Genomic DNA, 26,241 nt, shown 5'->3' with positions numbered 1-26,241 from the left:
TCATCGTGGTTCCAGTGAGGTTTGGACCAGGCGCGCAACCTGGTCGACGTAATCGGGCGCGAGGCAGTCGACCACGTGCCGCTCCGGCGTGCTGCGCAGCCACGTGATCTGGCGCTTGCAGAGCTGACGCGTGGCGGCGATGCCTTGTTCGCGCAGAGCCGCCATGTCGATTTCGCCGTCCAGATAGGCCCACGCCTGGCGATAACCGACGCAGCGGATGGACGGCAGCGTGGGCGAAAGATCGCCGCGGCGGCGCAAGGCCTCCACCTCATCAAGCAGGCCGCCGGCGAGCATCGCATCGAAGCGCTGTGCGATGCGCGCATGCAGCACGAGGCGGTCGGACGGTTCCAGCGCAATCGTCAGATATGGCGCAGCCGCATCGTGCTGCTGGAATGCATTTGCGCCAACCTCGCGTGCGAGCAGGGCGGACATCGGCTGGCCCGTCAGCCGATACAGCTCCAGCGCGCGCTGGATGCGCTGCGCATCGGTCGCGTGCAGTCGCGCGGCCGTCACCGGATCGACCTGCGCCAGTTTGGCGTGCAACGCCGGCCAGCCATCGCGGGCGGCTTCGGCATCGATCTCCGCGCGGATGGCGGGATCGGCGCCGGGCAAATCGGAGAGACCTTGCGTGAGCGCCTTGTAATACAGCATCGTGCCGCCGACGATCAGCGGCAGCCGGCCGCGCGCGCGGATGGCATCGATCAGCGCATTCGCATCGTTGGCAAACTGCGCGGCGGAATACGCATCGAGCGGATCGATGATGTCGATCAGGTGATGCGGCGCGATGGCTTGCTCTTCGGCGCTGGGCTTGGCGGTGCCGATGTCCATGCCGCGATACACCAGCGCGGAATCCATGCTGATGATCTCGACCGGCCAGCGCTCGGCCAGCTTCAATGCGGCGGCGGTCTTGCCGGACGCTGTCGGCCCGAGCAGGCAAATCGCGCGCGGGGCGCTTGCAGCAGACGCAGTCATCGGAATTTACTGACCACGCAGGAAGAGTCGATCCAGGTCCGCCACGGTAAGCTGGATCCACGTCGGCCGACCGTGGTTGCATTGGTCGGCGCGTTCGGTGGCTTCCATCTGGCGCAGCAGCGCGTTCATCTCATCCAGGTTCAGGCGGCGGTTGGCGCGCACGGCGGAGTGGCACGCCAGCGTGGCCAGCAGTTCGTTCTGGCGTTCGGCCAGCACGCGCGAGCCGCCATAGGCGTGCAGATCGCGCAGCACGTCGCGGGCCAACGCTTGCGCATCGGCCTTCTGCAGCAGCGTCGGCACCGATCGCACGGCCAGCGTGGTCGGCGACACGGCGGAGATGTCGAAGCCGAGCAGCGTGAGCGTGTCGCGGAATTCCTCTGCGGTGCCGATCTCCACCGGGCTTGCGGCAAACGTGACGGGAATCAGCAGCGGCTGGACTTCGACGCGCCTGGCTTCCAGCGCGGTCTTGAGCTGTTCGTACAGGATGCGTTCGTGCGCGGCGTGCATGTCGACGAGCACCATGCCGCGCGTGTTCTGCGCCAGCACGTAGATGCCGTGCAGCTGGGCGACCGCAAAGCCGAGCGGGTGGGCATCGTCGTCATCGGCGTGCTGCGCAGCGGCCGGCTCCGCAACGGCAGCAGGCGCTTGCGCAGTTGCCGTGCCGCCGTCGAACAACGTCGCGGCGCTCGGCACATCGGTCATCCAGGCGGGGCGGCCCGACGGCATGGGCGCGCTGTCGCCGCGCATCATCGACAGGTATTCCGCACGCGGCTGCGCAATGCCGAGCGACGTTTGCCGTGCCGCCATCTGGTTGATCCAGCGCGTGGTGTTGTCGGCGGGCGAGGGCGCCGTCGTGACCCCGGCCACCTCGGGCGCTTCGGCGATGTCGGTGCGCAGGCTGTCGCCCTGTTCGCCGGCGTGGCGGGACAAGGCGCGTTGCACCGCGTGATAGACGAACTGGTGCACCGCGCGGCTGTCGCGGAAGCGCACCTCGATCTTGGACGGATGCACGTTCACGTCCACCGCTTCGGGCGGCAGCTCTAGGCACAGCACGTAGGCGGGGAAGCGGTCGCCATGGAGCACATCTTCGTAAGCGCTGCGCACGGCATGCGTGAGCAGGCGATCCCGCACGAAGCGGCCGTTGACGTAGAAGAACTGGTGGTCGGCCCGGCCGCGCGACGCGGTCGGCAGGCCGGCAAAGCCGAACAGGCGCAGCTCGCCGGCGGATTCTTCAAAAGGCAGGCGCGCGCGGGCGAATTCGGTGCCGAGCACGGCCGCCGAGCGTGAATCCGCCTGCGTGGCGTTCCAATGCTCCAGCGGCTTGCCGTTGTGATGCACGGAGATGGCGACATCGGGCCGCGCCAGCGCGGTGCGGCGGATCACTTCCATGCAGTGACCCAGCTCGGTCTGCTCGGTCTTGAGGAATTTGCGGCGCGCCGGCGTGTTGAAGTACAGGTGCTGCACATCGACGGTGGTGCCGACGCCGCCCGAGGCGGGCTGCGCTCGCCCGGTCTGCGCGATGATCTGTGTGGCGTGGGCGTCATGGGCCGTGCGCGACGTGAGCGTCAATTCCGCCACCGAGGCAATCGAAGCGAGCGCCTCGCCCCGGAACCCCAGCGTCGACACCGATTCCAGTTCTTCCAGCGAGCCGATCTTGCTGGTCGCATGCCGCATCAACGCGACGGGCAATTCGTCGGCCGGAATGCCTGCGCCGTTGTCAGTAATGGCAATGCGCCGCACGCCGCCTTCCTCCAGCTTGATCTGGAGCTGCGTGGCGCCGGCATCCAGCGCGTTTTCCAGCAGTTCCTTGACGACGGACGCCGGCCGTTCGACCACCTCGCCGGCCGCGATCTGGCTGATCAGCTGGTCGGGAAGCGGGCGGATGGGGCGGCGGGAAGTCGAGGCGGAAGTCATCGCGGCATTATAAATGTCACGCACTGTGCGGCGCACCGACGCAAGCCCCGCAGGCGCAAGGGGAAAATTAATTGACATCCGGTATCATTCCCCGCTGCTCAATCGGGGGTTGGTTTGGATATCGTGATGCAACTCGTCGACATCGTTCTGCATGTCGACAAATCGTTGGGACTGCTCATTCAGCAGTACGGCGCGTGGGTCTACGTGCTGCTGTTCGCCATCGTCTTTGCCGAGACCGGCCTTGTGGTGCTGCCCTTCCTGCCGGGCGACACGCTGCTTTTCATTGCCGGCGCCATGTGCGCCACGGGCCAGATGGACGCCTGGCTGCTCATCGTGCTGCTGGTCACCGCCGCGGTAACGGGCAATACGGTCAACTATTTCGTCGGCTCGTGGGTTGGCCCCAAGGTGTTCGACGGTCACATCCGCTTCCTCGATCACGAAGCGCTGATGAAGACCCACGGCTTCTATGAGCGCCACGGCGGCAAGACGCTGGTGATGGCGCGCTTCATCCCGGTGGTGCGCACGTTCGCGCCGTTCGTGGCCGGCGTGTCGAAGATGACGTTTGCGAAGTTCCAGCTCTTCAATATGGTCGGCGCCGTGCTGTGGGTGGCGATCCTGGTGCTGTCGGGCGAGGCGTTCGGTAATGTGCCCGTGATTCGCGATCACCTGAACACGATCGTGCTGATCGGTCTGGGCGCGGCGATCGTGCCGCTTGCGCTGGGCGGGCTGTGGAAGCTGCTCAGGCGCCGTCGCGGCGCTGTGGCGCCGAAGTAGGCGTCAATTCAAGTTCTTGCTCATGGCGCGCAGCGTTGGCATGCGCTCCTTGAGCTTGGCGGTGTCGGCCGCATCGGGGCGGGCGTCCACGTAGGCTTCCAGGTCTTCCAGCGCAGGGCGGAAGCACTCCAGGTTGGCGTAGGCCAGTCCCCGGTCGCGCACTTCTTCGATCGAATCGGGCAGCAGAATCACCAGCCGCTGCTGCACCGCCAGCAGGCGCTGCCAGCGCGATTCCTGCAGATAGATTGCCTTCAGGTTGCGGAGCATGCGCGCGATGATTTCGCGGTGCGTGGCCACCTGCAGGAACACCCCGAGCGGCACCGTGTTCGGGTCTTCGATGCCTTCCTTTTCCAGGTACGGGTCGAGCATGTCCTGCAACTCTTCCTTCGACAGCGTCTGCCCCGTCAGCGGATCGAGCACGACCTCGCCCGCAGGAATGCTCATGCGCACCAGGAAGTGATTGGGGAAAGACACCCCCTTGAGCGGCAGGCCGATCTGCTGGCCGATCTCCATCAGCAGCACGGCCAATGAGATCGGAATGCCGCGCCGGCTTTGCAGCACGGCATTCAGATAGGAGTTTTCGGGGTCGTAGTAGTCGTTTGCATTGGGCCCGAAGCCCAGCTCGCGATAGAAGAACTGATTGAGCAGGCGCAGGCGCTGGATGGCCGGCGTGCCGTCGGCAATGCGGTTCTTGATCCGCGCGACCAGCACGTCAATGGCGGCCAGCTCCGCCTGCAGGTCCAGATCCGGATATGCGTCCTGCGCAATCGACAGTGCCGTTTCTGTGAGGGGGATGCTGTCGTCGTCCGCGACCAGGGCCGAAAAATAATCGAGGACTTTAGTGGTCATCAGATGGCCTTTTTTCGGAACGTGGAGAACTTCAATCCAGTGAGCCACAGTGTACCGAAATAGACCACCGCGCACAGGACCAGGCTTGCGGCCAGCAGCGCGATGCGCACAAGCGGCCTGGCGCCCAGTCCAACCCAATCGAAATTGTGGGCCAGCCACAGCAGCACGCCGGCCAACAGCAGTACGGCTGACATCACCTGCGCAATGAACAGCCCCCAACCCGGCAGCGGATGGTAATAGCCGCGCCGACGCAGGCCGAAGAACAGCAGCGCCGCGTTGATGGTCGCGCCAAAGCTGATCGACAGCGCCAGGCCCGCGTGCCCGAAAATCGGCACGAAGACGTAGTTGGACAACTGCGTCGCCACCAGCACCACCAGCGCGATCTTCACCGGCGTGCGAATGTCCTGCCGTGCGTAGAAGCCAGGCGCCAGGATCTTGATGACTATCAGCCCGATCAGCCCCACGCCGTACGACGTCAGCGCCTGGCGCGTCATCTCGACGTCCATGCCGGTGAATTTGCCGTAGTGGAACAGCGTGGCCGTGAGCGGCGCGCCAAACACGAACAGCCCCACCGCAGACGGCACCGCCAGCAGCACGGTCAGCCGCAACCCCCAGTCGAGCAGCGATGAGTACTCTTCACGGTTGTCCTCCGCGCTGGCCTTCGACAGGCTGGGCAGCAGGATCGTCCCAAGTGCCACGCCCAGCAGCGCGGTCGGGAATTCCATCAGCCGGTCTGCGTAGTTCAGCCACGACACGCTGCCCGTGGGCAGGCGCGACGCAATGTTGGTGTTGATGATCAGGCTGATCTGCGCGACGGACACCGATAGCGTTGCCGGCAACATCTGCTTGAGCACGCGCCGCACGCCTGGGTGGTGCCACGCCGCCCGCACGTTGAACGACACGCGCGGCAGCATCCCGACCTTGCGCAGCGACGGAATCTGAATGGCGAGCTGCAGGATGCCGCCCACCATCACCGCGTAGGCCTGGGCGTAGATCGGCGTCTCAAGGTGCGGCGCCACAAACACCGCTGCCACGATGAACGACAGGTTCAGCAGCACCGGCGTAAAAGCTGGCACCGCAAACTGCCGCCACGTATTCAGAATGCCCGACGCCAGCGCCACCAACGACACCAGCCCGATGTACGGAAACATCACGCGCGTCATGAAGATCGCCGAGATGTACGCCTGGCTCTCGTGCTCCTTGAAGCCGGTCGCGACAGCGGTGACGATCAACGGCGCGCCAATCACGCCCAGCGCCGAGATGATCACCAGGAACCAGGTCATCACCGTGGCCACGGAGTCGACCAGCGCGCGCGTTTCGGCTTCGCCCTGGCGGTTCTTGAATTCGCCCAGGATCGGCACGAACGCTTGCGAAAACGCGCCCTCGGCCGAAAGCCGGCGCAGCAGGTTGGGGATGCGGAAGGCGACGTTGAAGGCGTCGGTGTAGACCGAGGCACCGAAGGCGCGGGCGATCAGCGTTTCGCGAATGAGCCCCGTGATGCGCGAGAGCATCGTCAGGCCGCTGATCGTGGCGAGGGTTTTGAGGAGATTCAAGATGAAAGCGTGGTTGGGCGCCGCCTGGGAGGCAAACACGGCGATGGCGGTCTGACCGACGGCGCCATGCGGGGTTCGCGCCCGGCGTGACGAACGTGACCGGAGGGCACAATTGCGGCCGTATTATAGGGACCGGCCTGCCACGCGCCCAAAAGTGCTGCAAAAGCCGCAAACTGCAGCTATCCGGGCGATTTCACAACAGGGTTTGCGTTGAAGGCGGAAGTCTGCGTATAATTGCCGTCTTTCACCAATTTGCGCGCTTCGGCCTTCCGTGTCTCCCGGGGCGCTTGCTACCGTTTCTTCAGGGATTTTTCCATGGCAAACACCGCACAAGCACGCAAGCGCGCACGCCAAGCCGTCGTTCAAAACGCTCACAACTCGGCTCTGCGCTCGCGTCTGCGTACCGCAATCAAGGGCGTCCGCAAGGCTGTGGCTGCTGGCGACAAGACTGCCGCTGCTGCTGCATTCAAGACCGCCCAAAGCACGATCGACAGCATCGCTGACAAGAAGATCGTTCACAAGAACAAGGCTGCACGCGCCAAGTCGCGTCTGTCCGCTGCCATCAAGGCAATGGCTGCCTAAGTTCGGGTGATGCCGGCCTGGGCCGGCATGGCGCGACACGAACGTTGCGCTCCGACGATAAAAAGCCCGTCTTCGGACGGGCTTTTTGCATTCTGCGCGCCTGCAATGTGCAAGGCGCTGCGTGGAGCGGCGTTCTTGGGGATCAGGCTTTCGCTGCAGCGCCGCCTTCCGGCAGGATGCAGGCTTCCACGAGCTGGAGGTTGTTGTCGTGCGCGAAGTTCAGCACGAAATCCAGCGCCTTGGGTTCGATGTCGCGCAGACGCTCGTCGACGAACACGCTGCGGATGCCGCCCGACATGACGGGGCGCACATATGGGGAGTAGGTGAAGCGGGGATCTCCGGAATCACCGGCGGGGCGGAACTGCGCCATCACACCGCACAGCCGGTCGGCCCAGTCGCTCGGGCGGAAGGTCTTTCCGTCACGGGTGACGCCCTGGATAAAGAATTGGCGAGGGTTGGCTGCCATGGACTGCGTGGGGCTGTGGAGATTTGCAAACGACTTCGACCGTGCGGGTGCCGCAACGTTCGAGCGGGGTGCACTTGTGGTGCGGATGATGCGCCTGCCTGGTTGCCGATTCGTGAACCGGACGGACCGGCTCGTCGTGCCGGCGTGCGGACGGGTGGGGCATCCGAGGCAGCCAGTATTATATCTTATATAAGACTTTCATCGGCCTTTCACCGGGGCCTTTGTGATAGCCGGCCCGCGCAGGCACGAAACTCGCCAAACCGATGGCGATCCCGTATGATGGCCTGAATCTTCAACAGGCAAGGCGGCTAGGGCGACGTGCTACGGGATGTTCCCGGTGCGTCATCTGCAGGCCGCCTTCGTTGTTTTATGAACCCACCAAGCTCGATCAAGCACTACCTGCAGTTCAAGGACTTTTCGCTGGAAGAGTACGAATACCTGCTGGACCGTTCCGCGATCCTCAAGGCCAAGTTCAAGAACTACGAGACGTGGCATCCGCTGCACGACCGCACGCTGGCCATGATCTTCGAGAAGAATTCCACGCGTACACGCTTGTCGTTCGAAGCCGGCATTCACCAGCTCGGCGGCCACGCGGTCTTCCTGAACACGCGCGATTCCCAGCTCGGGCGCGGTGAGCCGATCGAAGACGCCGCGCAGGTCATCTCCCGCATGACCGACATCATCATGATCCGCACGTTCGGGCAGGAGATCATCGAGCGCTTTGCCGCGCATTCGCGCGTGCCGGTCATCAACGGGCTGACCAACGAATACCACCCGTGCCAAGTGCTGGCTGACATCTTCACCTTCATCGAGCACCGCGGCCCGATCAAGGGCAAGACGGTCACTTGGGTGGGTGATGCCAACAACATGGCCTACACGTGGATCCAGGCGGCTGAGATCCTCGGTTTCCGCTTCCATTTTTCTGCGCCGAAGGGCTATCAGCTGGATCCGGCCATGGTGGCCGATTCAGCTTTGCCGTTCGTCCATGTGTTCGAAAGCCCGCTCGAGGCCTGCGACGGCGCGCATCTGGTGACCACCGATGTGTGGACCAGCATGGGCTACGAAGCCGAGAACGAAGCGCGCAAGAAGGCCTTTGGCGACTGGATGGTCACCGAGGCGATGATGCAGCGCGCGCAACCCGATGGGCTGTTCATGCACTGCCTGCCCGCGCACCGCGGCGAGGAGGTCGAAGCGGCCGTCATCGACGGCAAGCAGAGCGTCGTGTGGGACGAGGCGGAAAACCGCCTGCACGTGCAGAAGGCGCTGATGGAATACCTGCTCTGCGGTCGTTATTGAGCGCGCAGCCGCCCCAATCTGCAGGCATAAAAAAGGCCGCTCCGATTGACGTCGGAGCGGCCTTTTTGCCTTGATGCGGCAGGCAGTTACTTCTTGCCGCCGTCGAGTTGGGGCAGCGCGTTGGCGGTGCCCAGCGACAGCAAGCCGGCCTTCGAATAGATGGCCAGCTTGTCGCGCGTGTCCATCAGGTCGAGGTTGCGCATGGTCAGTTGGCCGATACGGTCGGCCGGGCTGAACGGGGCGTCTTCCACCTTCTCCATCGACAGACGCTCCGGCGCGTAGGTCAGGTTGGGCGACTCGGTGTTCAGGATCGAGTAGTCGTTGCCGCGGCGCAGTTCCAGCGTGACGGTGCCGGTCACGGCGCGGGCCACCCAGCGCTGGGCGGTTTCGCGCAGCATGATGGCTTGCGGGTCGAACCAGCGGCCCTGGTACAGCAGACGGCCCAGGCGCAGGCCGTTGATGCGGTACTGCTCGATGGTGTCTTCGTTGTGGATGCCGGTCACCAGGCGCTCGTAGGCGATGTGCAGCAGCGCCATCCCCGGGGCTTCGTAGATGCCGCGGCTCTTGGCTTCGATGATGCGGTTCTCGATCTGGTCGCTCATGCCCAGGCCGTGGCGGCCGCCGATGCGGTTCAACTCCAGGAACATCTCCACCGGGTCGGCAATCTCGCGGCCGTTGACGGCGACCGGGCGGCCTTCGTCGAACGTGACCGACACTTCTTCCGCCTTGACCTCGACTTCCGGCTTCCAGAACGCCACGCCCATGATCGGGTTGACGATGCGGATGCCGCTGTTCAGCTGTTCCAGATCCTTGGCCTCGTGCGTGGCGCCCAGCATGTTGCTGTCCGTCGAGTAGGCCTTCTCGGCGCTCATCTTGTAGCCGAAACCTTCCTTGGTCATGAACGCCGACATTTCAGCGCGGCCGCCCAGCTCGTCGATGAAGGCCTGGTCCAGCCACGGCTTGTAGATCTTCAGCGCCGGGTTGGTCAGCAGGCCGTAGCGGTAGAAGCGCTCGATGTCGTTGCCCTTGAAGGTCGAGCCATCGCCCCAGATGTTGACGTCGTCTTCCTTCATGGCGGCGACCAGCATGGTTCCGGTTACGGCGCGGCCCAGCGGCGTGGTGTTGAAGTACGTAATGCCGCCAGTGCTGATGTGGAACGCGCCGGACTGGATAGCGGCAATGCCTTCATTGGCCAGCTGCGGGCGGCAGTCGATCAGGCGTGCCTTCTCTGCACCGTACTCCATGGCCTTGCGCGGGATGGCATCGTAGTCTTCCTCGTCGGGCTGGCCGAGATTGGCGGTGTAGGCATAGGGCAGCGCGCCCTTGTTCTTCATCCAGCGCAGCGCTGCGCTGGTATCGAGACCGCCCGAGAAGGCAATGCCGACCTTCTGGCCGACGGGAACGTGTTGCAGGATGGTTTCCATGGTGTGTCTCTTCAGTCTTTCAGTTCTTTGAACCTGTTCAGAATCCGTAGCGAGCGGTTCGAGGTTGGCCTGAGAGGCGCAGCCGTACACGGGTACGGCGAGCATCACAAGGTCAAGATCGAGCCGCGCAGTGGGATCCTGGACAGGTTCAGGCGTAGTGGCAGATGTAGTGGTAGGCCTCGGTCACGCGAATGTCGAACTTCGAGTTGGCCGGAACCTGGAAGCTTTCGCCTGTGCCGGACGTCTTCCATTCATCGGTGCCGTCGAGCTTGTATTCGCACGAACCACCCACGCATTCCATGATCTCGGCGGCGGCCGTGCCGAAGGTCAGCGTGGCCGGCAGCACCACGCCCACGGACTTCTTGGTGCCGTCGGGCAGGGTAAAGCTGTGGCTGACGCACTTTCCGTCAAAGTACACATTGGCCTTGGTGGTCAGGCGGACGCCGTCAAAGGTTTCGGTGGTCATGAAATGGAACGCGAAAAGGGAGGTCGTGGGGTCAAACCAGCCATTTTAGGCCATTGGATCGACCGCGGGTACGTCAGGCGAGTGCTGCCCGAATCTTGAGGTGTGCGATGTGGCGCAAGATGCCCAGCGCGCCCATCCGCCCGACTGTTTACACCACGACCGGCTCAGGTTCGATGCGCACGCCAAAGCGCGCATGAACCGCGTCCTGGATCTCGCGCGCCAGCGTCATCAGCTGGATCGCGCTGCCGCCGCCACGGTGCACCAGTACCAGCGCCTGCTTTTCATACACGCCCACCGCGCCGCTCTGCCGGCCCTTGAAGCCGCACTGATCGATCAACCATCCGGCGGCGAGCTTGTACGTGCCGTCGGGTTGCGCGTAGCCGACCAGATTCGGGAAACGCTCGGCGAGGGCATCGCGCGTGGCGGCATCGACGATGGGGTTCTTGAAGAAGCTGCCGGCGTTGCCGATCTCGGCCGGATCGGGCAGCTTGCGGCGGCGGATGGCGACCACCGCGTCGAAGATGTCCTGTGCAGTCGGGCTGGCGATGTGTTGCGCGGCCAGCTCGCGCGCGAGTTCGGCGTAATGCGTGTCGGGCTGCCAGTCGACCGGCAGGGCGAAGGTGACCTCGGTGATGACGTAGCGATCGGCGCCGCTGCGCTTGAAGAGGCTGTCGCGATAGCCGAAGGCGCACTCGGTGGCGGTGAGGGTGACGAATTCGCCGGCGTGGCGGTCGTAGGCGCGTAGGGAATGGAACCGGTCCTTGATCTCGACGCCGTATGCGCCAATGTTCTGGATGGGCGCGGCGCCCACCGTGCCGGGAATCAGCGCGAGGTTTTCCAGCCCAGGCAAGCCATGCGCCACCGTGTGGGCGACCAGGCCATGCCACGCTTCGCCCGCGCCTGCGGTGACGGTGTGGACTGCGCGGCCATCGACCATGCTTCGGCCGGTGGCGATGCCCGGAATCTCCATCAGCAACACCAGGCCTTCGAAATCGCGCGTGAGCACGACATTGCTGCCACCGCCCAGCACCAGCACCGGCAAGCCCTGCACGCGCGGGTCGGCCAGCGCGGTGGAAATGTCGTCCGGCGTGCGAACGTGGGCGGCATAGCGCGCAGTGGCCTCGAAACGGAACGTGTTGTGCTGGCCTAGGGGATAATGCGTGTCGAGCAACGCCATGGCGCCAAATCTGCTGGGAAAGCCGAGATTATAGAAGCCATGGCGCACGCGGCCCCCGCACAGAGGCGCCGCAGCAATCCGAATTCAAGTCTGCAAGGAGAACACGATGCCGTCGTTTGACGTGGTATGCGAAGCCAACATGGTGGAAGTGAAGAACGCCGTGGAACAGGCCAACAAAGAAATTTCGACGCGATTCGACTTCAAGGGCTCCGACTCCCGCGTCGAGCACAAAGAGCAGGAACTCACGCTGTTTGCCGACGACGATTTCAAGATCGGTCAGGTCAACGACGTGCTGATGAACAAGCTTGCCAAGCGCAACGTCGACGTGCGCTTCCTGGACTACCAGGACAAGCAAAAGATCGGCGGCGACAAGATGAAGCAGGTCGTCAAGATCAAGAAGGGCGTTTCGGGTGACCTGGCCAAGAAGATCGTCAAGACGATCAAGGACAGCAAGATCAAGGTGCAGGCGAGCATCCAAGGCGACGCGGTGCGCGTGACCGGCGCCAAGCGCGATGACCTGCAAAGCGTGATTGCCATGCTGCGCAAGGAAGTGACCGACACGCCGCTGGATTTCAACAACTTCCGCGACTGAACCCGCCACGCTTCCAGGCAAAACGCCCCGCACGAGCGGGGCGTTTGCATTTGCAGTGGCAAAACTTCACTGCGACAGCTTGGTCACCTTCAGTGCCGGATCGGCGGCGATGGCGGCTTCCGAGAACGGCAGCCGGTTCCAGCGCTTGGCCGAAAACTCGCGCATCTGGTCGAACGCATGCGGCGAGGCCGCGTCGGTCGATTCACCGTAGGTCAGAAGCGCATCCGCCACCGGGCCCTGATCGTCAAACGTGACGGTCTGAATGTAGCTCGTGCCGAAATACACCTGCAAGCCTTTCGGCCCGATCGGCGTGCTTTGCAGCTTGTTCAGCACGCCTTCGTACTCCTCGCCGCCGTGCAGGGCGATGTCACCGCCCGGCGCATGTGCTGCCTGCACAGTCCCCAGCGGTGCGTCGAGCGCAAAGCCGGCGGTGCGGACGGCGCCCACGGCATCCTTCAACGCCTTGAACACGGCCGTGCGCACAGCTGCATCGCTCATGCGCAGGCTGCGCGGCGTGTGGATCGGATCGGCCGGGTCAAAGTCGACGGCGTAGACATGTGGGATGTCCTTGGCACGCATCCAGAACTCGCGGAACACATGCGCGGCGCGCGCGTCGACGTTGTCCGTGAGGTTCCATTGCGCCAGGGCAGCGCAACCGTCGCGCACGTCGGCGTCAAGGTTTGCCGTGGCTTTGCAGGCGGTCAGCAGATCGTCACGCACGAGGTGGCCGGCGAGGTTGGCATTCCGGAAGATCATCGCCTGCAGGTTCGGCAGATTCACCTTGTTGCCCGGCAGCCCGTCTGTCCCGGCGAGGCGGCGCTCGATTTCGATGATGCCGATGCGGGTGCGCAGGCGTTGCGGCACGTCGGTCGAGCCCATTACCGGCGAGAAGCCGGTCATCTTCTGCGCCGGGTTGGTCAGCCACGAGCTGTCGTTGCTGTTGGCGACGTAGTCATCGCGCTCCAGCACGGGCATGCGTGCAGGCGCTACCAAGCCTGGCACCGGCGATGCCGGATCGACCTGCCAGTTGCACGCGCTGCGTGAACCGTCGAGCAGCACGAGGCCCACGCCCTTGAAGAGCTTGTCCGCGAGCGGCGACGGTGCGCATCGCTTGAGCGCTTCGGTCGATACGTCGGGCGTGGTCGACACATCGGCAAACAGCGCGCGGCCGTTGCGGTCGGTGGCGATCGTGTTCACCCAGGGAATGCCGAGATTGCCGATGGCCTGCCGGATACCCGCCACATCCTTGGCCTGCGCGATATGCAGCCACGTATCGATGGAGCGCGTGTTGTTGCGATTGACGTCGCGCAGCGTGTAGGCCTTCTGCGAGGTCCAGGGCATGCCGCCGGCGGGCATCGACAGCACCGGCCCGTACACCGTGTTGTAGAAGGTGTGCGTGCGGCGCTCGATGCGGCCGTCCGGCAGCTTCACGTCAAAGGCGACGGTGCGCGTGGTCATCTTGTGCGGCTTGCCGTCGATCAGGTAGGTGGTCGGGTCACCCTCGGCAAGCTTCAGTTCGAACAGCGTGAAGCGGCGGCCCGTGGAGACGGTGTGCGTCCACGCCACGTCTTTGTTGAAGCCGATGCTGACGACGGGGAAGGCGGCAATCGACGCGCCCATCACGTCCAGCTTGCCCGGCACCGTCAGGTGGACCTGGTAGAAGCGGTTGGTGGTCGTCCACGGGAAATGCGGGTTGCCGAGCAGTACACCGCGGCCGTTGTCCGTGGCGGCCTTGCCGAAGGCCCAACCGTTGGAGCCGATCGGCATGTCGCGCAGCTGCAGATCGCGGTCGAGCGCGGCGGTGTCGACGGCATGCGGTGGAATGACCGCCGATGCCGGTGCGCCCCCCGGCAGCTGCGCTGCGACGATGCTTTGCAGCATGGCGCCCGCGCTCGCCTGAATGGCTTTCTCTTCGCCCATCCGCATCATGTCGGCCACCGTGAGCGGGCGCACCCAGTCGGCATTGCGGCAGGCGGCCGGGCGGTTGGCGGCCGGCGTGTCTTTCAGATAGCGGTTGTAGCCGGCGATGTAGCCGCGCAGCAGCTCGCGCGCCTCGGGCGACATCTGTGCATAGCCGGCGCGCAGGCCAGCCTCGTCGAATGCGCCCTTGAAGAAGGCGTCGGCTTGCGTGTTCGGCACCGGCTTGAACGACACCACGACCGTGCCGTCCGGCCCGAACGTCTTCGAACGTTCGCCGTTGACAGTGACGACCTGGTCGGCCAGCAGGCAGACGTTGTCCTGCGCATAGGCGTAGGCCATGCCGAAGCCGAGGCTCGCGTAGTCGTTGGCGCGGACGTGCGGAATGCCGAAGCGGGTGCGGCTGATGTCAGCCGAGAGGCCGGTGTCCGAAGGCGTGGCCCAGCCGCCGCCTGTGCTTGCGCAGCCGGCAAGCGCCGCAAGCGCGGCCGTGGCAAGCGCGCCGCGCGCGAATCCCTGCATGAATCGCTGCATTGTGCGTTGTCTCCTGATGTCGATGTTGTTATGGGCGGTTGCGTCTGTGCGCAGCCACCGCGGCATCGTCAATCGGGCGGGTCCGATTCGAAAGAGGTATTCCCGCCAGAATTCGGGGCAATAACGCCACACGTATTGCCGCCCAGACCTATACTGCGGCATGCCGAAAATCGACCTGCTGATTTTTCCTGACGCCGGTTTCTCCACGCTGGCCACGGCTTCCGACACGCTTGGCGTGGCCAATGCGCTGGCTTCCATGCAGGCCGGCAAGCGGGCCAATGCCGCCAAGGCGTCGGTGTTCGGCTGGCGGCTCATCGCGCGGGACCCGGCGCGTTGGCAGGCGGCTGCAGAAACGCTCGCTTGCCGTTGCGACGCTCTCCCCGAAGACGAGACGCAGCTCGGTGACGCCTTGATCGTCCCGCCGCTGCATTTCGACCACATCGGCACGCTGGAGCAACGTCTGGCCCTGCTGGAAGTGGAGCGCGCCACGATCCGCCGTTATCTGGACGCCGGGCGGCTGGTGGCATCGCCGTTCACGGGGGTGGCGATGTTGGCCGACGTGCTGCCGCCGGGCCAGCGCCTGACTGTCACATGGCTGATTGCCGGTTGGGTGCAGGGCAATTTCCCCAGCCTGAAGGTGGTGCCGGCACAGGCGATTGTCACCAGTGGCAACGTCATCACCGCACGGGCGATGCAGCATGGCGTGGCGCTCACGCACCGGTTGGTCGCGCGATTGGCGGATGCGCGGCTTGCGCGCACGCTGGGCAATACGGCGCTCGATCACCCCTCGCGCGGCGAGGCCATCGGCATCTGGCTGCGCAGCAAACCGGCCATCCGCGACAGCGTTGTGCTGCGCGCGCGGCGTTACCTGCAGCAGCATCTGCACGAACCATTTGATCTGGAAAAACTTGCGGCCGCGGCGTCAACCAGCGAGCGGACGCTGCTGCGGCATTTCGCGAAAACGGTGGGGATGTCGCCGCTGCAATTGCTGCACCGGTTGCGCGTGGAGCGCGCCTGTCACCTGCTCGAAGTCAGCACGCTGAGCCTGACGGCGATTGCCGAGCAGTGCGGCTATCAGGACATGTCCGCCTTCCGGCGGTTGATCCGGCGGCACACGGGGCGGCCGCCGGGAGAGCATCGGCGCGCCCATTCGGTGCGCGCCGAGCTGCGGAATTAAGCCGCTTTTTTCTTCTCGCCGATGCGGCTTTCCTTGCCGGCGAGCAGCTTGGCGATATTGGCGCGGTGGCGCGCGATGAGCAGTACCGCCATCAACGCAACCGCCCCGGCAATCCAGTCGAAGCCGTTCATCAGCACGTAGAAGAACGGCGCGAACACCGCCGAGACCAGCGCCGCCAACGACGAATACCGGAAGAACACGGCGATGATGAGCCACGTGGCGAGCGTGGCCAGCCCGAGCCACACGTTCAGCGCCAGCAGAATGCCTGCCGCCGTAGCCACGCCCTTGCCGCCCTCAAAGCGGTGGAACACCGGAAACAGGTGGCCCAGGAACACGGCGATCACCACCAGGGCGATGCCGGTTTCGTCCACGCCAAAGCGCGGGGCCAGCCATTGCGCCAGCCACACCGCCAGCCAGCCCTTGGCCGCATCGCCGAGCAGCGTGAGGATGGCTGCCTTCTTGTTGCCCGAGCGCAGCACGTTGGTGGCGCCGGGGTTGCCCGAGCCGTAGGTGCGCGGGTCTGCCAGGCCCATCGCGCGGCTCACCACCACGGCAAACGAGATCGAGCCGATCAGGTAGGCGGCCACGGCAAAAATGACGGTTGCGACGACTGGGGACATAGGAAATCGGTGAAATCAGGCTGCGGGATTGTAGCGCGCCGCGTAGGGTGCCCCAGCCGCCGCGTTCGTTTCAATCGGGGTTTGCACAGTTGACGGGCTGCGCGTTCAGCACGGTGGTCAGCACGCTGGGCGCGATGCTCACGAGAAAGCCGCGCCTGCCGCCGTTGATGTAGATGCGCTCCAGCTCCAGCACGCTCGCTTCCACATACACCGGCATCGCCTTACGCACGCCAAACGGCGACGTGCCGCCGACCAGGTAGCCGCTGTGCCGTTGCGCCACCTCGGGCTTGCACGGCTGCACGTTCTTGCGCCCGGTCTGGCGCGCGAGGTTCTTGGTGGAGACCGAGCAATCCCCGTGCATCAGCACGATCAGCGGCTTGGCGTGTTCGTCTTCCATCACCAGCGTCTTGACGACGTGATGTTCATCGACGCCAAGCTGGCGCGACGACTCGGTCGTGCCGCCCTTGTCGACATAGTCGTAGGTGTGTTCGGTAAAAGCGACGCCGTGCGCCTTGAGGAACTGCGTGGCGGGCGTCTCAGAAACGTGCTTGGACTTGCTCATACGGGGCAGGGGAACGATCGCTATCCGCGCGGATGGTGCTGCGCATGCAGCGTACGCAGCCGCTCGCGCGCGACGTGGGTGTAGATCTGCGTGGTGGAAATATCTGCGTGGCCGAGCAGCATCTGCACGACGCGCAAGTCTGCGCCGTGGTTGAGCAGGTGCGTGGCAAACGCGTGCCGCAACGTGTGCGGCGACAGCGGCGCGTGAATGTCGGCCAGCAGCGCATAGCGCTTGATGAGATACCAGAACGCCTGGCGCGTCATGCCTTCGCCGCGCGCGGTGACGAAGAGCGCGTCAGCGGTGCGCTCGCCGAGCAGCGCCGTGCGGCCATCGCGCAGATAACGCCGCAGCCAGTCGCCCGCTTCCGCGCCGAACGGCACGAGGCGGTCCTTGCCGCCCTTGCCGCCAACCACGCGCACCACGCCTTCATTCAGGCCGACTTCCACCGTTTTCAGCGCGACGATTTCCGACACGCGCAGCCCGCTCGCATACATCAGTTCGATCATCGCGCGGTCGCGCAGGCCGAGCGGCGTGTCGACATCGGGCGCGTTGATGAGCGCCTCGACTTGCGTTTCGGACAGCGTCTTCGGAAAGCGCGGCGGCTGCTTGGCGGTGGGCAGCAGGCGCGACGGATCGGTGCTCACCACATGCTCGCGCAACGCCCATTGAAAAAAGCGCTTGAACACCGTACGGCGCCGGTTGGCGGACGATGCGCGGCTCTCGGCATGGCGTGCGGCGAAGTAGTCGGCCAGGTCGCCGTCTTCGGTTTCGGCGATGGATTTGCTGCGCTCGGCGAGCCACTGCGCGTAGAGCGTGAGGTCGCGCCGGTAGGCATCGAGCGTATTGCGGGCAAGGCCATCCTCGAGCCACAGCGCGTCGCAAAAACGCTGGATGGCGTCTGCGCTTTGCGGCGGCAGGGACGGTGCTTCGGCGTCTTTCTGTGCGGCCTTTCTCATATCAGCATCGCGCCTTCGTGGCGCAGCAGCCAGTGCTTGATGTTCAGCAGGTAGCCATCCGTGTGATGCGAAAACCCGCCGATGCCGGAGGCACTCACCACGCGGTGGCACGGGATCAGGATCGGAAACCAGTTGTCACCGCATGCTTGGCCGACCGCGCGCGGCACGCTGCCGATCTGTTGCGCGATGGTGCCGTAGGTGATGACGCTGCCGCTCGGGATGGCGCTGATGGCCTGCCATACGCGTTGCTGGAAATCCGTGCCGGCGCGCGCGAGCGGGATGTCGAATGTCGCGCGAGGGTCGCTGTAGTACGCGTCGAGCTGCCGGGCCAGCCTTGCGATCAATGCATCCGATGAATCGACGCGGGGTGTGCCTTCCGGCAGATAAACGAGTTCACGAAGCGCGCCGTCGGCCACGCGCACGCCCAGCTTGCCGAAGGGCGCTTCGAGAACGGCGTCGAAAGGGGATGGCATGACAGGGGCCGGCGCTGGAAAACAATCCTGCGAATCTAGCACAGGCCCCAGGCGAGGCAGGGTTACTGATCCAGCTTGATGTTCTGCTGCTTGACCAGGGTGCGCATCTTGTCGAATTCGCGTTTGATCTCGGCCGCGTATTGCTGCGGCGTATTGCCCACAGGCTCAGCGCCGGCACCGCGGAACCGGTCCACCAGGCCGGGGTCTTTCAGCGCCTTCACGGCGGCTTCGTTGAGCTTGCGGATGATGTCGTCGGACGTGCCCGCCGGCGCGACCAGGCCATACCACGCCGGGTCATTCGCATCCTTCAGCCCGACTTCGGCAAAGGTGGGCACATCGGGCAGGCTATCGATGCGCTTGTTCCACGCCACCACGATCGGCCGCAGCTTGCCGCCCTTGATGAACTGAATGGACGACGGCAGGTTGTCGACCATGATCGGCACCTGGTTGGCCAGCACGTCGTTCAGCGCAGGCCCCGCGCCGCGATACGGCACATGAACCATCTGCGTTTTGGTCAGCACCTTGAACTCTTCGCCGAGCATGTGGCCGATGCCGCAGGTGCCCGATGTCGCAAACGAATATTTGCCCGGATTGGCCGTCAGCACCGCGACAAATTCCTTGTAATTCTTGGCTGGAAAGGTCGGGTTGACCGCAATCACGTTGGCCACCGTGGCCAGGTTGGTGATCGGCTTGAAATCCTTGAGCGGGTCGTACGAAAGCTTCGGGTTGCACGCCGGGTTAACGGCATGCGTGGAGACGGTGGCGATGCCGATCGTGTAGCCGTCCGGCGCCGCCTTGGCGATGGCGTCTGCGCCGATCGAACCGCCGCCGCCGCCCTTGTTTTCCACCACCACGGCCTGGCCCAGCACCTTGGAAAGCTGGTCGGCTACGCCGCGCCCCACGATGTCTGTCGTGCCGCCTGGCGGAAACGGAATGATCAGCTTGAGCGGCTTCGTGGGGTAGTTGTCGGCCACCGCCGGCCCGCACAACGCCATTCCTGCGGCGCCGATCAGGCTGGCAATCAGTCGTCCCTTGGTCATGGTCTCCTCCTAGCGTGGTGTGCGTTCTTGTGGGGAAACTGCTGAATAGCACAACGGCAAACGCCCGCCACACGGCAACCGGGGAAACCCTGAAAAGCCAATCGTCAGATTGTCAGGTTCCCAGCAGCCCGCTTTTCAGGTCACGGTCGACCGGGCTGTTGCCGATGAAGATGCTGAGCACGGCCTGGTAGAAGTCTTCACCGGGGATGGCCTTCGTGCGTGCCACGCCGTTGATGCTGATGGTGGTGCCGGCGTCGGGAGCGTAGTCGAAGTTGATGGTGTCGCCGCGCTTGGTGGAGCCGATCTGGCGCATCGCGTCTTCCAACTGCGTCAGCCGGTCGGCCAGCCTCTGTACTTGAATTTCGGTCTGGTTGCGATGGATGCCGTCGTTCAGTGCGTGGATGAACGTGTCGGCGCCCACATCGCGCAGCGGATGGATTTGCAGCCGCTTCGGCCCTTTCATGCCGAGGATGACCGCTGCGTTCTTCGCGCGCTCAGGCAGGTACAGGCCTGCCACGTAGCCCTTGATGACAAACACTGAGCGCAGGCCTGTGCCGTTGAGCAGCAGTTCGCGGCCGCCCACGCGTGCGGCATCGTCGAACGGCACGCCTTCGACGTTCACCGTTGCCCATGCCGGAACCATGCACGCGGCACAGAGCACCGTGGCCACGACGCCGTCGCGCCACGCGCGTGCCGTCCACGATGAGCGGGCACGCGCAGCAACCTGCAATGCGCGACGGAGATCAACAAGAGCGGAAAACATCGAAATGGGCGGTTTGAGATTAAGCCGCCATTTTCCCGATAATTTATTTGCAAACAATCGGTGTCTGCCCTGATGCGCAAGCGTTTGCGTACTAGGCGGTATAAGGCCCTGCCGGCATGAGCGTTAAGCAGGTATTCGTGGCTTTGTACCAGGCGCGCATTGTCCGGTTTTAAACCGATCGGTGCGGCAACTTGGAATTCCAGATTAAAACCACATCACAGTCCTGCTGCATTCGCATGCCCAACACGAGCGAGCGCTTACGTCGACTGTGTCAGCGCCCAGGCCACGTGTTCACGCACGAGTTCTGAAGGATCATCAGCGCGTGCGTGCAGGGCGGCAGTCAATTGCGCGCGCGCGCTATCGGGCGGCGGCGCGCGCAGTGCGTTGCCGATCGCCACGGCAATGTTGCGCAGCCAACGCTCGTGCCCGATGCGGCGGATCGGGCTGCCTTCCAGCCGTTGGTTGAATTCGGCGTCGGTCCAGTGGAACAGCTCAGCCAACGTGGCCGCGTCCAATCCGTTGCGCACGTCGAAGTCGGGCAGGTTGGCCGGCACCGCAAACTTGTTCCATGGGCAGATGAGCTGGCAGTCGTCGCAGCCGTAGACGCGGTTGCCCATCGCCGGGCGCAGTTCGACCGGGATGCTGCCCTTGTGCTCGATGGTCAGGTACGAGATGCATCGGCGTGCGTCCACTGTGTATGGCGCGACGATGGCCTGCGTGGGGCACACGTCGATGCAGCGCGTGCAGTTGCCGCAATGGGGCTCCACGGGTGGGTCGACGGGAAAGGGCAGGTCGACGAGGATCTCTCCGAGGAAGAACATCGAGCCCGCATCGCGGTCGAGCAGCAGCGTGTGTTTGCCGCGCCAGCCGAGGCCGCCGTTGGTGGCCAGCGCGACTTCCAGGACCGGCGCCGAATCCGTGAATACGCGGAAACCGTACGGCCCGACGGCACCGGCAATCTTTTCTGCCAGCTTCTGCAGGCGCTGGCGCAGTACCTTGTGATAGTCGCGGCCGCGCGCGTAGAGCGAGATGGTGGCGTCTTCGGGGCGGCGCAGGCGGTCCCACTCGATGGCGCGCCAGTCGCTGCCGGGTGTTTGCGGATCGGCCAGATGTGGCAGATACGGCATCCGCGCGACGATGGCGCGTACCGTTCCGGCAACAAGTTCGGCCGGGCGTGCGCGGAGCATGCCATGGTTCGCCATATAATCCATGTCACCGTGAAACCCCTGCGCAAGCCATGTCTGGAGCCCTTCTTCAGCATGCGACAGGTCGACATCGGCGATGCGGACCGCGTCGAAACCGAGTTCGGCACCCCAGGAGCGAATCTGCGCGACAAGCGCTTGCATGCCGGCTGCATCGGCTGGCAGGCGTGCATCCAGGTTCGTTTCGGGTGATGACGTGGGGGTGGCGGACATGCCCAAATTGTACGCAATGCCCACCGTGCTCCCTGCTGACGCGCCTTCTGGTCTGACCCCGCCGCTCGCCGAGCGCACGCTTTCGCTCACCGATGAAGCGGCCACGTCGGCCTTTGGCGCGGCACTCGCGCAGGCCGTGCTGGCATTGGGCCCGCGGCCCGTGCAGGTGCAGCTTTCCGGCGATCTGGGCGCGGGCAAGACGACGCTGTCGCGCGCCATCCTGCGCGGCCTGGGGCATACCGGGCGCGTGCGCAGCCCCACCTATACGCTGGTCGAGCCGTACGACGTTGCCGGAACCACTGGCACGCAAAAGGTCTATCACTTTGACCTGTACCGCTTTGCCGATCCCGAGGAGTGGACCGACGCCGGGTTCCGCGATTGCTTTGCCGAACCTGCGCTGTGCCTGGTCGAATGGCCCGAGAAGGCGCAGGCGCTGCTGGGCACGCCCGACCTGCACATCGCTTTATCGGTCGACGTTGTGCACGAAACCTACGATGACGGCGTTGAGCATGCACCGCGCGCAGCACGTCTGAGCGCAGGCACGCAGACCGGCCTTCAACTTCTACAGTCGTTGCAACACCTGTTCCCATGCTGATCAAGCATCTGCCGACCGACCGACCGGATGATCCCAACCTGCCGAGCCAGGCCCGCCGCCAATGGCTCACGCGCATGGCGAAGGCCGGCGCAGGCACGGTCATCCTGAGCCTGGTGGGCCCGCAGATCGCACGCGGCGCCAACATCGTCGCCGTGCGCGTGTGGCCCGCCGAGGACTACACGCGCGTGACGATCGAATCCGACGTCGCGCTCAAGGCCACGCATCAGCTCATCAAGGATCCGGATCGCCTGATGGTCGACATCGACGGGCTCGACCTGAACCCGACGTTGCGCGAGCTGGTGGCCAAGATTGCGCCGAACGATCCGTACATCCGCCAGGTGCGCGTGGGCCAGAACCGGCCGAGCGTCGTGCGCCTGGTGTTCGACCTGAAGGAAAGCGTCAACCCGCAGGTGTTCACGCTGCTGCCGATTGCCGGCTATCGCAACCGGCTCGTGTTTGACCTGTACCCGACCAACCCGCCCGACCCGCTGATGCAGCTCGTGCAGGCCACCGAAGGCAAGCAGGAGCGTTTTGCCGCATCCGGCGGCACGCCGATGCTGGACCCGTCGGATGACGATGACCCGATTGCCGCGCTGGCGCGGCGCGGCAGCAGCGGCAGCCCGACCAAACCGCCGATCGAAGAGCCGCAACACCCGGCGCTTGCCGGCCGCACGCCGCCTCGCAAGACGCCGCCTGCCGCCGCTGCGAATCCTCCGTCCACGCTCGCCAACGCGCCGAACACGCCGCCGCTGGAGATCGTTCCCGAGCAGCCTGTGCCGCGCACGCCCTCAAACGGCCCGCGCATGCGCCGCCTGCTTACCGTCGCCATCGACCCCGGCCATGGCGGCGAAGACCCAGGCGCCACGGGCGGCGCAGGCACGCACGAGAAAGACGTGGTGCTGTCGATCGCCCGCATGCTCAAGGCCAAGATCGACGCTCAGCCCAACATGCGGGCCATGATGACGCGCGATTCCGACTATTTCGTCCCGCTGGGCGTGCGCGTGCAGAAGGCGCGCCGCGTGCAGGCGGATCTGTTCGTCTCCATCCATGCCGATGCGTTCCTCTCGCCGGAGGCGCGCGGGGCATCGGTGTTCGTGCTGTCCGATCGCGGCGCGTCGAGCGCGCAGGCCAAGTGGCTCGCCAACAAGGAAAACGCGGCCGACATGATCGGCGGGGCCAATCTCGGTTCGAAAGACGCGCAGGTCACGCGCGTGCTGCTCGATCTGTCGACCACCGCGCAGATCACCGACAGCATGAAGGTCGGCAAGGCGGTGCTGGACCAGATTGGCGGCATCAACCGGCTGCACAAGGGGCAGGTCGAGCAGGCGGGCTTTGCGGTGCTCAAGGCGCCGGACATTCCGTCGATCCTGGTCGAGACGGCCTTCATCTCCAACCCCGAGGAAGAAGCCAAGCTCAATGACCTGGGTCACCAAAACCAGCTTGCCGACGCCATCTTGCGCGGCATTCGGGCGTACTTCGCCAAGAACCCGCCGCTGTCGCGCAACCCGGGCGTCTGAGGCATGACGACGCTCGTATTGCGCGAAGGCGGTGCGTCCGACGCCGGCACCATCGCCGACATTCATACCCGCAGCTGGCAAAGCGCGTATCGCGGGCTGGGCGTTTTGTCCGACGCGTATCTCGATGGCCGCGCAGCGACCGACATCCAGGCGAAATGGCGTGAGCGCATGGCCGCACCCGTGGCCGGACAGCAGGTGTGGTGCGCCGATCTGGACGGCCAGACCATCGGTTTTCTGTGCGCCCTGCGTGAAAACGGCACGCCCTGGGGTGCGTTCGTCGACAACCTGCATCTGCTGCCGGCCTCACGTGGCCATGGTGTCGGGAAGCGTCTGATGGGCGAAGCGGCGCGCTGGGCCGCCGCTCAGGGCATCACGCAGTTGCATCTGCTGGTGTACGAGGCGAACACCGCCGCGATCGGCTTCTACGAAGCCCTGGGCGGTGTGCCGGTCAGCCGGGACTGGCTGGAGACGGCTGATGGCGGCCACGCTTGGGTGTGCACCTACCACTGGCCGGAAGCGGAATTCGCGGGTCTGACGCGCTTGCCTTGATCAGGCCGCGCGGCTTGCCGGGGCGCCTGCGCTGGCCTCTGCGTGGGCAACCCGATCCGCATACCTGCGCGCCAGCGCCGAGCACACGATGAGCTGCAACTGGTGATAGATCATCAGCGGCAGCACGATCAGGCCCAGCGCGGGGTTGCCGGCAAACAGGATCTTCGCCATCGGCACGCCGTTCGCCAGGCTCTTCTTCGAGCCGCAGAACACAGCAGTGATTTCGTCGGCCAGGCTGAAACCGGCGCGCCGCGAGAGCCATGTCGTCGCACCGAGCACGACGAACAGCAGCGCGCCGCTCATCACGGCCACGGCCACGATGGTCTCCCACGGATACTTCGACCACACACCCGCGTGCGTCGAGTCTGCAAACGAGTTGAACACGATCAGCAGGATCACCGCGCGGTCGACCTTGTTGATGATCGCCTTGTGCTTGTTGATGAACCCGCCGATGACCGGGCGCAGCAACTGCCCCAGCACGAAGGGCAGCAGCAGTTGCTCGGCCACGCCCAGCAGCGCCTTGCCGACCGAGAGGTCCGCGCCCGACGCCTGGATCACGAAGCTCATCAGCAGCGGCGTGGCGATCATGCCGATCAGCCCTGAGATGGTCGCGTTGAAGATGGCGGCCGGCACGTTGCCCTTGGCCATGGCCGTCATCGCCACCGACGACGACACCGTGGACGGCAGCGCGCACAGATAGAACACGCCCAGCAGCAGCTCCGCCGGAATGAACGGCTTGCAGACAAACAGAATGACCGCGCCGATCAGCGGAAACAGGATGAAGGTGCAGCTCTGCACGAACAGATGCAGACGCCAATTGCGCGCGCCTTCGACGATCTTCTCGCGCGAGAGCGCCGCGCCGTGCAGGAAGAACACCAGTGACACGCCGACGATGGTGACGATGTCGAGGCGCAGCGGGCCGTCGCTCGCGCCAAGCGCCGGGAAGAAGAGGGCCAGTGCGACCATCACCAGCATGGCGCGAATGAACCCATCAATCTGGGACAACAGCGGAGATAACAGCGGGATCTTCATGTGCGTGCGCGGTCACCATTACGTAACGGCGCGGGTTGGATGGCGGGATAGCCGCTATTGCACAACATCCCTATCTAGAATACAAATGCATTGATCGAATCGATTCATACGTCGTCAGCATGAATGTGACCTTGCGCCAGTTGCGCGTCTTTCTCGCGGTGGCACGCGCGCACAGCTTCAGCCGGGCGGGCGACACCATCGGCCTGACGCAGCCGGCCGTGAGCCGTTCGATCTCGGAGCTGGAAGGCGAACTGGGCCTGAAGTTGCTCGATCGCACCACCCGTGAAGTCGTGCTGACGGAAGTGGGGCGCTCGCTGGCGACGGCGCTGGACCGCCTCGTGGCCGATCTGGACGACACGTTGCAACAGGCGCGCCAGGTCGGCGAGCAGCGGCGCGGACGCGTGGTGGTGGCGTCCAGCCCGACCGTGTCGACACGGCTGATGCCGGTGTATGTGGCCGAGTGCGCGGTGCGCTATCCGGACATCCGCATGATTGTGCGTGACTCCGTGCAGGTCGACACGCTGCAGTTGATCCGCACGGGCGGCGCCGATTTCGGTGTGGTGGTGGAGCCGCTCGATACCGAAGGCCTGCGGACCGAGCCGTTGCTGATCGATCCGTTCTGCCTGGTCTGCCGCAAGGATCACCCGTTCGCGCAGCGCAGCAGCGTACGGTGGAAAGATCTGCATCGCACAGCGGTCGTCCTGCTCGATCACGCCTCGGGCAGTCGACCGCTGATCGACCGCATCTTCCTGCGCCACGGCGTTCACCCTGACGTCACGCAGGAGATGGGCCATAGCAGCGCGGTCTTCGGGATGGTGGAAGCGGGCATCGGCGCGGGCGTGGTGCCGTCGCTGTCGTTGCCGCTGCCGTCTTCGTCGCCATTGGTGGCGGTGCCGCTGTCGCCCAAGGAGACGCGCGCCATCGTGCTGGCGCGGCGGCATGACAGGTCGCTTTCGCCGGCGGCCGAGGCCGCGTGGCAGATGATCCGCCGGATGGCGCTGCCGGCCGCCTGATGGCCTGACTGCC

At 64.9% G+C, this 26,241-nt stretch carries 26 protein-coding genes; 9 read left to right on the top strand and 17 right to left on the bottom strand.

Annotated features, from left to right (window positions below):
- The gene (gene miaA, locus R2669_RS09525; protein WP_147213401.1) at positions 1-972 is read right to left on the bottom strand and encodes a tRNA (adenosine(37)-N6)-dimethylallyltransferase MiaA; all 972 of its coding nucleotides are present in this window, start codon (positions 970-972) and stop codon (positions 1-3) included.
- Between the two features lie 6 nt (positions 973-978).
- Positions 979-2,886, bottom strand: a complete 1,908-nt coding sequence (gene mutL / locus R2669_RS09520; RefSeq protein WP_316899807.1) for a DNA mismatch repair endonuclease MutL — start codon at positions 2,884-2,886, stop codon at positions 979-981.
- A gap of 126 nt (positions 2,887-3,012) precedes the next feature.
- On the opposite strand from mutL, the gene R2669_RS09515 reads away from it, so the two are divergent.
- On the top strand, positions 3,013-3,660 hold the full coding sequence (locus tag R2669_RS09515) for a VTT domain-containing protein (RefSeq protein ID WP_316899805.1): 648 nt from the start codon (positions 3,013-3,015) through the stop codon (positions 3,658-3,660).
- A 3-nt stretch (positions 3,661-3,663) separates the two neighbouring features.
- Here R2669_RS09515 and R2669_RS09510 read toward each other — a convergent pair whose 3' ends face one another.
- Both R2669_RS09510 and murJ read right to left on the bottom strand, forming a co-directional pair.
- Positions 3,664-4,509 carry a SirB1 family protein gene (locus R2669_RS09510; RefSeq protein ID WP_147213398.1) on the bottom strand — a complete coding sequence of 282 codons (846 nt, stop codon included), beginning with the start codon at positions 4,507-4,509 and terminating at the stop codon, positions 3,664-3,666.
- The gene (gene murJ, locus R2669_RS09505; protein ID WP_316899804.1) at positions 4,509-6,062 is read right to left on the bottom strand and encodes a murein biosynthesis integral membrane protein MurJ; all 1,554 of its coding nucleotides are present in this window, start codon (positions 6,060-6,062) and stop codon (positions 4,509-4,511) included. Before murJ ends, R2669_RS09510 begins: the two co-directional genes overlap by 1 nt.
- Positions 6,063-6,377: 315 nt before the next feature.
- On the opposite strand from murJ, the gene rpsT reads away from it, so the two are divergent.
- Positions 6,378-6,644 (top strand): 30S ribosomal protein S20, encoded by a 267-nt coding sequence (gene rpsT, locus R2669_RS09500; protein WP_004631753.1) that lies wholly within the window; start codon positions 6,378-6,380, stop codon positions 6,642-6,644.
- Positions 6,645-6,786: 142 nt separating this feature from the next.
- On the opposite strand, the gene R2669_RS09495 is transcribed toward rpsT, so the two are convergent.
- Positions 6,787-7,110: a DUF3579 domain-containing protein gene (locus R2669_RS09495; RefSeq protein ID WP_027680651.1), complete on the bottom strand. Its 324-nt coding sequence runs from the start codon at positions 7,108-7,110 to the stop codon at positions 6,787-6,789.
- Between the two features lie 369 nt (positions 7,111-7,479).
- On the opposite strand from R2669_RS09495, the gene argF reads away from it, so the two are divergent.
- Complete coding sequence (gene argF, locus R2669_RS09490) at positions 7,480-8,406, top strand: ornithine carbamoyltransferase (protein ID WP_316899802.1); 927 nt, start codon at positions 7,480-7,482, stop codon at positions 8,404-8,406.
- Between the two features lie 86 nt (positions 8,407-8,492).
- On the opposite strand, the gene argG is transcribed toward argF, so the two are convergent.
- The 3 genes from argG to murB form a co-directional block, all read right to left on the bottom strand.
- On the bottom strand, positions 8,493-9,830 hold the full coding sequence (gene argG, locus R2669_RS09485; RefSeq protein ID WP_316899800.1) for an argininosuccinate synthase: 1,338 nt from the start codon (positions 9,828-9,830) through the stop codon (positions 8,493-8,495).
- Between the two features lie 148 nt (positions 9,831-9,978).
- Positions 9,979-10,296 carry a pyrimidine/purine nucleoside phosphorylase gene (gene ppnP, locus R2669_RS09480; RefSeq protein WP_316899798.1) on the bottom strand — a complete coding sequence of 106 codons (318 nt, stop codon included), beginning with the start codon at positions 10,294-10,296 and terminating at the stop codon, positions 9,979-9,981.
- A gap of 148 nt (positions 10,297-10,444) precedes the next feature.
- On the bottom strand, positions 10,445-11,473 hold the full coding sequence (gene murB, locus R2669_RS09475) for a UDP-N-acetylmuramate dehydrogenase (RefSeq protein ID WP_316899796.1): 1,029 nt from the start codon (positions 11,471-11,473) through the stop codon (positions 10,445-10,447).
- A gap of 106 nt (positions 11,474-11,579) precedes the next feature.
- Between murB and R2669_RS09470 the strand changes: the two genes are divergently transcribed.
- Positions 11,580-12,065 carry a YajQ family cyclic di-GMP-binding protein gene (locus tag R2669_RS09470; RefSeq protein WP_147213394.1) on the top strand — a complete coding sequence of 162 codons (486 nt, stop codon included), beginning with the start codon at positions 11,580-11,582 and terminating at the stop codon, positions 12,063-12,065.
- A gap of 66 nt (positions 12,066-12,131) precedes the next feature.
- On the opposite strand, the gene R2669_RS09465 is transcribed toward R2669_RS09470, so the two are convergent.
- On the bottom strand, positions 12,132-14,516 hold the full coding sequence (locus R2669_RS09465; protein WP_316899795.1) for an acylase: 2,385 nt from the start codon (positions 14,514-14,516) through the stop codon (positions 12,132-12,134).
- A 160-nt stretch (positions 14,517-14,676) separates the two neighbouring features.
- Here R2669_RS09465 and R2669_RS09460 point away from each other — a divergent pair, with 160 nt between their 5' ends.
- The gene (locus tag R2669_RS09460; protein WP_316899794.1) at positions 14,677-15,693 is read left to right on the top strand and encodes a GlxA family transcriptional regulator; all 1,017 of its coding nucleotides are present in this window, start codon (positions 14,677-14,679) and stop codon (positions 15,691-15,693) included.
- Here R2669_RS09460 and plsY read toward each other — a convergent pair.
- From plsY to queG, 7 genes are all read right to left on the bottom strand, one after another.
- Entirely contained in the window at positions 15,690-16,313 is a 624-nt protein-coding gene (gene plsY / locus R2669_RS09455) for a glycerol-3-phosphate 1-O-acyltransferase PlsY (protein ID WP_316899792.1), read from the bottom strand. The genes R2669_RS09460 and plsY overlap by 4 nt on opposite strands.
- 70 nt (positions 16,314-16,383) lie before the next feature.
- The gene (gene ybaK, locus R2669_RS09450; protein ID WP_027680658.1) at positions 16,384-16,875 is read right to left on the bottom strand and encodes a Cys-tRNA(Pro) deacylase; all 492 of its coding nucleotides are present in this window, start codon (positions 16,873-16,875) and stop codon (positions 16,384-16,386) included.
- Positions 16,876-16,895: 20 nt separating this feature from the next.
- A complete protein-coding gene (gene xerD / locus R2669_RS09445) occupies positions 16,896-17,831 on the bottom strand; it encodes a site-specific tyrosine recombinase XerD (protein WP_316899790.1) in 936 nt (311 codons plus the stop codon).
- The gene (locus R2669_RS09440; protein WP_316899788.1) at positions 17,828-18,304 is read right to left on the bottom strand and encodes a methylated-DNA--[protein]-cysteine S-methyltransferase; all 477 of its coding nucleotides are present in this window, start codon (positions 18,302-18,304) and stop codon (positions 17,828-17,830) included. Before R2669_RS09440 ends, xerD begins: the two co-directional genes overlap by 4 nt.
- 62 nt (positions 18,305-18,366) lie before the next feature.
- Positions 18,367-19,344, bottom strand: a complete 978-nt coding sequence (locus tag R2669_RS09435; RefSeq protein ID WP_316899786.1) for a tripartite tricarboxylate transporter substrate binding protein BugE — start codon at positions 19,342-19,344, stop codon at positions 18,367-18,369.
- A gap of 112 nt (positions 19,345-19,456) precedes the next feature.
- A complete protein-coding gene (locus tag R2669_RS09430; protein ID WP_316899784.1) occupies positions 19,457-20,107 on the bottom strand; it encodes a chalcone isomerase family protein in 651 nt (216 codons plus the stop codon).
- Between the two features lie 257 nt (positions 20,108-20,364).
- Positions 20,365-21,522: a tRNA epoxyqueuosine(34) reductase QueG gene (gene queG, locus R2669_RS09425; RefSeq protein WP_316899782.1), complete on the bottom strand. Its 1,158-nt coding sequence runs from the start codon at positions 21,520-21,522 to the stop codon at positions 20,365-20,367.
- A gap of 16 nt (positions 21,523-21,538) precedes the next feature.
- Between queG and tsaE the strand changes: the two genes are divergently transcribed.
- Genes tsaE through R2669_RS09410 form a run of 3 tightly spaced genes read left to right on the top strand, consistent with a single transcriptional unit; the run spans position 21,539 to position 24,183 of the window.
- Positions 21,539-22,117 (top strand): tRNA (adenosine(37)-N6)-threonylcarbamoyltransferase complex ATPase subunit type 1 TsaE, encoded by a 579-nt coding sequence (gene tsaE / locus R2669_RS09420; protein ID WP_316899985.1) that lies wholly within the window; start codon positions 21,539-21,541, stop codon positions 22,115-22,117.
- Complete coding sequence (locus tag R2669_RS09415; RefSeq protein WP_316899780.1) at positions 22,111-23,634, top strand: N-acetylmuramoyl-L-alanine amidase; 1,524 nt, start codon at positions 22,111-22,113, stop codon at positions 23,632-23,634. Before tsaE ends, R2669_RS09415 begins: the two co-directional genes overlap by 7 nt.
- Positions 23,635-23,637: 3 nt before the next feature.
- Positions 23,638-24,183: a GNAT family N-acetyltransferase gene (locus R2669_RS09410; RefSeq protein WP_316872914.1), complete on the top strand. Its 546-nt coding sequence runs from the start codon at positions 23,638-23,640 to the stop codon at positions 24,181-24,183.
- Here R2669_RS09410 and R2669_RS09405 read toward each other — a convergent pair whose 3' ends face one another.
- Positions 24,184-25,215, bottom strand: a complete 1,032-nt coding sequence (locus R2669_RS09405; protein ID WP_316889918.1) for a bile acid:sodium symporter family protein — start codon at positions 25,213-25,215, stop codon at positions 24,184-24,186. It lies immediately after the preceding gene.
- A gap of 119 nt (positions 25,216-25,334) precedes the next feature.
- Between R2669_RS09405 and R2669_RS09400 the strand changes: the two genes are divergently transcribed.
- Entirely contained in the window at positions 25,335-26,228 is an 894-nt protein-coding gene (locus R2669_RS09400; protein WP_316889917.1) for a LysR family transcriptional regulator, read from the top strand.
- The last annotated feature ends 13 nt before the right edge of the window (positions 26,229-26,241 follow it).

The sequence above is a fragment of the Ralstonia edaphi genome (assembly GCF_958350185.1).
GTDB classification, from domain to species: domain Bacteria; phylum Pseudomonadota; class Gammaproteobacteria; order Burkholderiales; family Burkholderiaceae; genus Ralstonia; species Ralstonia edaphi.
The sequence above is the reverse complement of the archived record's forward strand: the minus strand, read 5'-3'. Positions and strand labels throughout refer to the sequence as shown.

Bases quoted from the DNA above. Each gene is read 5' to 3' on its own strand.
- miaA (WP_147213401.1), bottom strand. From the start codon at position 972: ATGACTGCGTCTGCTGCAAGCGCCCCGCGCGCGATTTGCCTGCTCGGG.
- mutL (WP_316899807.1), bottom strand. From the start codon at position 2,886: ATGACTTCCGCCTCGACTTCCCGCCGCCCCATCCGCCCGCTTCCCGAC.
- R2669_RS09515 (WP_316899805.1), top strand. From the start codon at position 3,013: ATGCAACTCGTCGACATCGTTCTGCATGTCGACAAATCGTTGGGACTG.
- R2669_RS09510 (WP_147213398.1), bottom strand. From the start codon at position 4,509: ATGACCACTAAAGTCCTCGATTATTTTTCGGCCCTGGTCGCGGACGAC.
- rpsT (WP_004631753.1), top strand. From the start codon at position 6,378: ATGGCAAACACCGCACAAGCACGCAAGCGCGCACGCCAAGCCGTCGTT.
- R2669_RS09495 (WP_027680651.1), bottom strand. From the start codon at position 7,110: ATGGCAGCCAACCCTCGCCAATTCTTTATCCAGGGCGTCACCCGTGAC.
- argF (WP_316899802.1), top strand. From the start codon at position 7,480: ATGAACCCACCAAGCTCGATCAAGCACTACCTGCAGTTCAAGGACTTT.
- argG (WP_316899800.1), bottom strand. From the start codon at position 9,830: ATGGAAACCATCCTGCAACACGTTCCCGTCGGCCAGAAGGTCGGCATT.
- ppnP (WP_316899798.1), bottom strand. From the start codon at position 10,296: ATGACCACCGAAACCTTTGACGGCGTCCGCCTGACCACCAAGGCCAAT.
- murB (WP_316899796.1), bottom strand. From the start codon at position 11,473: ATGGCGTTGCTCGACACGCATTATCCCCTAGGCCAGCACAACACGTTC.
- R2669_RS09470 (WP_147213394.1), top strand. From the start codon at position 11,580: ATGCCGTCGTTTGACGTGGTATGCGAAGCCAACATGGTGGAAGTGAAG.
- R2669_RS09465 (WP_316899795.1), bottom strand. From the start codon at position 14,516: ATGCAGCGATTCATGCAGGGATTCGCGCGCGGCGCGCTTGCCACGGCC.
- R2669_RS09460 (WP_316899794.1), top strand. From the start codon at position 14,677: ATGCCGAAAATCGACCTGCTGATTTTTCCTGACGCCGGTTTCTCCACG.
- plsY (WP_316899792.1), bottom strand. From the start codon at position 16,313: ATGTCCCCAGTCGTCGCAACCGTCATTTTTGCCGTGGCCGCCTACCTG.
- ybaK (WP_027680658.1), bottom strand. From the start codon at position 16,875: ATGAGCAAGTCCAAGCACGTTTCTGAGACGCCCGCCACGCAGTTCCTC.
- xerD (WP_316899790.1), bottom strand. From the start codon at position 17,831: ATGAGAAAGGCCGCACAGAAAGACGCCGAAGCACCGTCCCTGCCGCCG.
- R2669_RS09440 (WP_316899788.1), bottom strand. From the start codon at position 18,304: ATGCCATCCCCTTTCGACGCCGTTCTCGAAGCGCCCTTCGGCAAGCTG.
- R2669_RS09435 (WP_316899786.1), bottom strand. From the start codon at position 19,344: ATGACCAAGGGACGACTGATTGCCAGCCTGATCGGCGCCGCAGGAATG.
- R2669_RS09430 (WP_316899784.1), bottom strand. From the start codon at position 20,107: ATGTTTTCCGCTCTTGTTGATCTCCGTCGCGCATTGCAGGTTGCTGCG.
- queG (WP_316899782.1), bottom strand. From the start codon at position 21,522: ATGTCCGCCACCCCCACGTCATCACCCGAAACGAACCTGGATGCACGC.
- tsaE (WP_316899985.1), top strand. From the start codon at position 21,539: ATGCCCACCGTGCTCCCTGCTGACGCGCCTTCTGGTCTGACCCCGCCG.
- R2669_RS09415 (WP_316899780.1), top strand. From the start codon at position 22,111: ATGCTGATCAAGCATCTGCCGACCGACCGACCGGATGATCCCAACCTG.
- R2669_RS09410 (WP_316872914.1), top strand. From the start codon at position 23,638: ATGACGACGCTCGTATTGCGCGAAGGCGGTGCGTCCGACGCCGGCACC.
- R2669_RS09405 (WP_316889918.1), bottom strand. From the start codon at position 25,215: ATGAAGATCCCGCTGTTATCTCCGCTGTTGTCCCAGATTGATGGGTTC.
- R2669_RS09400 (WP_316889917.1), top strand. From the start codon at position 25,335: ATGAATGTGACCTTGCGCCAGTTGCGCGTCTTTCTCGCGGTGGCACGC.